The organism is Kitasatospora sp. NPDC002965, assembly GCF_040611255.1.
Classification (GTDB): domain Bacteria; phylum Actinomycetota; class Actinomycetes; order Streptomycetales; family Streptomycetaceae; genus Kitasatospora.
Genome location: NZ_JBEXNT010000166.1, coordinates 1 through 5,533 on the forward strand (window position 1 = coordinate 1; position 5,533 = coordinate 5,533).

General features: G+C 74.9%; 1 protein-coding gene. It reads left to right on the forward strand.

Features of this window, described 5'->3' with window-relative positions; all coding sequences use genetic code 11:
- A partial coding sequence (locus ABZY91_RS37370) for an EndoU domain-containing protein (protein ID WP_355408128.1) occupies positions 1-5,533 on the forward strand: 5,533 nt, incomplete at both ends.

The following is a 5,533-nucleotide window of genomic DNA, read 5'->3' on the forward strand; positions in this document are numbered from 1 at the left end:
CACCGCTGGACCGGTGAGTACGCCGGGGTGCGGATCGAGGGTGAGGTCCGGGGGGAGCAGTTCCTGTCGTTCCGTCCGGCGGACGTGCAGCCGGATGTGGATCCGCCGCTGAACGCCCCGCACCGTCCCACTCCCGACGACCCGGCCCGGGCCTTCGGGGCGTTCGGCCAGCGTGCCGAGGACGTCGTCCGCTACGGCGACCGGCAGAACCTCACCGGCCTGCACCACGAGCTGGACCTTCAGCTGCCCGGCCGGGAGAACGCGCTCCGGGCGCACGGCGCCCAGGTCGTCGAGACCCGGCCCCCGGTCCACAACGGCACGTACCGGGCCCGGGTGGCCTTCCTCGACCCGACCGTCGCGCCGAACTCCCCGCTCGCCGACTTCCCGACCCGCTGGCGGGTCCGGGACGACGACGACGGCCTGCGCACCATGTACCCGCGGACCTGGTCGTCCGCGGACCTGCTGAACCACGTCGACGACGCGCACGACGGCGTTCCGGCCGAGCGCCGGGTGTACCTGGAGGACGGCCGGACCTACTACTGGGTGGGGGAGGCCGACGGGGTCCGCACCGAGGGACTCTCCCGCGACGGCGCCCACCTGGCCCACCGCCCGACCGAGGACCAGCCCACCAGCCCCCTGCGGGCCTGGGACGACCTCCGTGCGCGGCACACCCTCCGGGGAACCGAGGTCGACCTGGACGGCCGCACCCTGACCGTCTCCCGTGTCCTGTTCGACTCCGGGCAGCTGGGCGTGGAGATCACCCTCCCCGTCGACGTGTCCGTCGAGGGCGGTCTGACGCGCCCGCAGCAGGAGGCCGCCAGGGGCGAACTCCAGCGCAGGGTGGACGCCTACGTCCGGGAACAGGTGCGGGCGACCGCGGACGCGGACGGCACGCCGGAGACGCTGGTCACCGTCCGCCTCGACTTCGGCGACGACCACCGGGACCCCTACGCCCGGGTGATCATCGACCACGACTCCCTGCCGGACCCCGCCGACCTGTCGGTGGTCGACACCGCGGAGAGCCTCCGGCTCCTCCTGGGCCCGCTGGTCCACCAGGACCACGGGGACGTGTTCCACGAGACGGTCTCCCGGCTGGAGGAGCTCGCCCCCACCCGCGTGGACGTGCTGGCGGACCTGCACACCGCGGAGGGCGCCCCGCACGTCCCCACCGACCTGCGCGAACCCGGCCCGCTGCGGCCGGGCGAGCACCGGCCCGCGGTGACCGCCGGCACGGACCGGCAGAGCCAGCGGGCCGTGGGAGCCGTGGACTTCCGGTTCACCCGGACGGGGATCGAGCTGGACCCGCACGGCCTGCCCGAGAACCAGAGCCTGCCCCGCGAGTGGACCGCCTCCGACGCGCGCTGGGCCGTGACCCAGCTCGTCGACCGGCACCAGGTCGGCCGGACCGAGACCGGCGTCGTCTACGACGAGTTCCACGGCGTCCTCCTGGAGGTCGAGGTCGTCGACGGCCAGATCAACCGCTACCGGGGCATCGGCGACCAGCGGGACCTCCCGCAGCTGCACGTCCCGCCGCGGACGGCGGACTCCGCACCGTCCCACACCTCCGGTCCCGCCCCCGTGCCGCACCTCGCGCCGCCGGCCGGCCACCCCCTGCTGGACGCCGTCGCGGACGCGTCGCCCGAGCTCACCGAGGCCCTGCTGGGGCACCACGGCCTCCCGCCGACCACCGAACGGCCGGACGTGCTCCGGCTGATGACCACCGAGGTGGCCGAGTACCTCCAGCGGACCCGGCCCGAGAACCTCCCGGTCGAGGCGCTGACCGCCTTCCGCCCCCACCTTCCCCCGAGCATGGAGACCGCCCGGGAACTCCACGGCCTGCGGCACGCCCTGGCAGCCTCGGACGGCACCCACGACGCCGGGCTCGGCGGCGCGCTCGCGCCGCTGCTCGCCCACACCCTGCACGTCCGGCTGGAGGTGGCCGACGGGCACGGGAACGTCACCCGGTACGGCCCGGAGGACAGCGAGACGGTGGTCAGGATCGGCGAGGACGCCCCGCAGGACCGCGACACCGAGATGCTGTCCGAGCCTGAGTCCGAGCGGGAGTCCGAGCCTGAGTCCGAGCGGGAGTCCTCCCCGGCCCAGACCGACCACGGCGACGACCTCACCATGCTGGTGGACCCCGCCGAGACCGAGCTGGCCCAGGTCCTCGCGGCGCGCGAGGTCCGGGCGCCCCTCGACGCCTTCGGGCGGTCCGTCTCGGCCTCCTACCTCCGCGGCTACGAGGTGCGGCGCGGCTTCCTGGAGAACGGCGACCCCGCCACCGAGATCGTGGTGCGCATCCACATCCGCCGCGAGCCGGCCGAGGCGGGCATCGAGGAGGGCTACGGCTACGACGCCCCCGTCGAGCAGTTCACCGACGACCAGATCGGGCAGGTGATCGACCGGGTGTGGGACGGCGTCAACGACGCGTACAACACCGGCCACCGGCTGCCCAACGGCGACGTGCTGCGGGTCCGGCCCGAGTTCGTCGACCACTCGGCCGACGTCAACCACCACATCCACATCGTCGACCTGTTCACCCGGAAGCTCCACGAGAACAACGAGACCTGGTCCCTCGAATCGACCCCGGACACGCTGGCCCACGAGATCGGCCACCTGCTCGGCCTCGACGACGAGTACCGTCGCCCCCAGAACCGGCACACCATCTACACCGACGCCGGCATGATGGGCTCCGACCGCGTCGAGCACGGCCGGATCTCCGCCGACCAGCCCGCCGGCATCGGCCCGCGCCGGGTCGACGGCACGGTGACCCTGGCCGCGCGCAACCTGCGCGAGCTGGGCGCCGCCGTCGACGAGGCGTTCGGCACCCAGCCGTCCCGGCTCACCTCCACCCACCACGCCCCCGACGGCCACCCGCTCCCGCCCCGCGCCTCCTTCGGCCTGGACGCCCGGCAGTCCTCGCTGTACGGCGACCGCCGCACCGAGGGCGGCCACCTGCTGCCGACGCCCGGCTCCGACCGCCGACGCCCCTCGGCGATCGTCGAACAGCACGCGAACGGCGTGCTGCACGTCGAGTACGAGGCCGCACCGGCCGGCTCGCGCCGCGCCGTCGGCGTCCGCACCGACAGCGCCGCCGGCGACCTGCTCACCACCGACACCGCCGAACGGCGGCGGCTGTTCCCCCGGAACTGGACCGAGGACGAGGCGGTCTACGCCGCCGAGCAGTCCTACCTCGACGCGCTGCGCCACGGCACGGTGGTCCCGGCGGGCGGCAGCCGCTACCGCTGGACCGGCGAGTACGCCGGCGTGCGGATCGAGGGCGAGATCCACGGCGACCGGTTCTCGTCCTTCCGGCCCGCCGACACCCAGCCGGAGCCGCACGAGTCACCGGCCCCGCCGGCCCCGCCGACCCGCCCCCGGCGGACGGCCACGCCCTGGAACGGCCTGTCCGACCCGGGCCCGCTGCCGCCCCGCGACCCGGACCTCGACTACGCGCCCTCGCGGCCCGCGAGCCTCCTGCGCTACGGGCAGCGGGCCCAGGACGTCTCCCGCTACGGCGACCGGCAGTTCTTCACCGGACTGCACCAGGAGTTCACCCCGGGCTCGAACGTGGACACCGCGACCTGGCACCGCCTGCGCGGCGTCGAGGTGATCGAGCGCGGCGCCGCCCACGTCAACGGCACGTACCGTGCCCGGGTGCGCTTCCTCGACGCGACCGTCGCCCCCGACGCGCCGCTCTCGGAGTTCCGCAACCACTGGTTCGAGCCGCGGGACAACTCCGTCCGGACGATGTTCCCGCGCGAGTGGGGCCGCACGGGCGTCCTCCAGGCCGTCGAGTCCGCGCACGGCACGGCGTCCCACCGCGTCCGGATCGACGAGCGGACCTACCGCTGGATCGGCGAGGCGAACGGCGTCCGCATCGAGGGCCTCACCCGCGACGGCCGGCACCTCGCCTACCGGCCCGCCGACCTGCAGCCCGGCACCACCACGGAGGGCTGGGACCAGCAGCAGGTGATCGCCACCGGTGCCGGCCGGCGGATCGCCGTCGGTACCGGCCAGCTCCAGGTCCAGCGGGTGCTCTTCAACTCGGGACAGCACGGCATCGACGTCGTCGTCCCGCTCCACGTGAGCCGGCAGGACGGAGTGACGGAACAGCAGATCCGTACCTTCACCGACCAGGTGAACCGGGAGGTCCAGCAGGTCTGGGCCCAGGGCAACCGCGGTCGGCAGCCGCTGCTGGTCAACGTCACCGTCGTGCCGGTGGGCGAGCCCGCCGGCGCCTTCCGGAGCCTCACGGCGCGGGAGGCCGCCGGGACCAACGTCTCGACGCTGGTGGGCCAACTGCTGCCCGGATTCGGCTGGAACCAGCCCGGCAGCCCGCTGCGGCAGCTGTTCGACATGGCGGGGCCGGTGACCACCTACTCCGACCGGGTACTGCCCACCGGCGGCCCCCACGCGCTGCGCGAGCCCGGCCCGCTCCGGCCGGGCGAGCAGCTCCCGCCCACCGTCCCGCAGTTCGACGTCCGCACGCTCCGGCCGAGCTTCACCGAGGACGCCTGGAGGGAACCGCGCGGTCCCGGTCTGCCGCGCGAGTGGCAGGCCGACGACATCCGCTACGCGGCCGGTGTCGTGCTCGACCGCGCCCAGCGGGCCGGGCAGCCGCTGCCGGCCGACGGCGTCGTGCACGGCACGGCGGGCGGCGTCACCGTGCACGTCCGGCGTGAGGGCGGCCTGATCGCCGAGGTCCGGGGCGAGCCGGGCCAGGAGAGCTCCCGGCAGCACTCCACCCCGGCCGACAACGGCGCGCCCGTCTCGCGGAACGCCGTACGGCCGGAGGACGAGCCGGCCGGCGCGCCGATGCTGCGCGCGCTCGTCGAGGACGACCCGCAGTTGCTGACGCAGCTGTTCGGAGAGGACGAGGGCGGGCGGTTGGCCGCCGACCCGGCCGCCGCGGAGCGGGCGCTGCGCGGGCGGGTCGAGGAGCGGTTCCGGGAGAACCCCGAGCTGGCGCGGGAGGCGTACGAGCTCTACTCCGCCTGGGCCGGCCGCATGGGGAACGACGTGGCGGACTGGCCGGTCTTCGTGGAGGACATGCACCGGGAGATCGCCACCTGGCGGGAACAGGGCTGGGACGCGGTGAGCGACCCGCTCTCCGTCCGGGACGCCTTCGCGGTGCTCACGGCCTCCGCACTGGATCTGCGGGTCGGTCTCGTGGACGTCCGGAACGACCACGAGACGGTGTCCGAGTTCGGCCCGGAGAACGGTCGCCGCGTCAGGCTCGACCACGACGAGCGCGAGGGTTACTCGACCGTCGTCGTCGCCGAGCGCCGGCAGGAGCAGGAGCGCATCCGGCGGGAGACCGAGGCGCGGCGCGAGGCCGACGAGGCCGACGAGGCGGCGAACGGGCGGCGCGCGGCCGACGAGGCCGACGAGGCCGCGGTGAACGGGCGGCGCGACACTGGCGAGGACGCGGACCAGGCGCGACGCGAGGCGGTCGAGGGTAAGCGCCGGGCCGACGGGACGGAGGAGTCCCGGGAGACCGAGGAGACCCACCGGACGGAGGAGTCCCGGG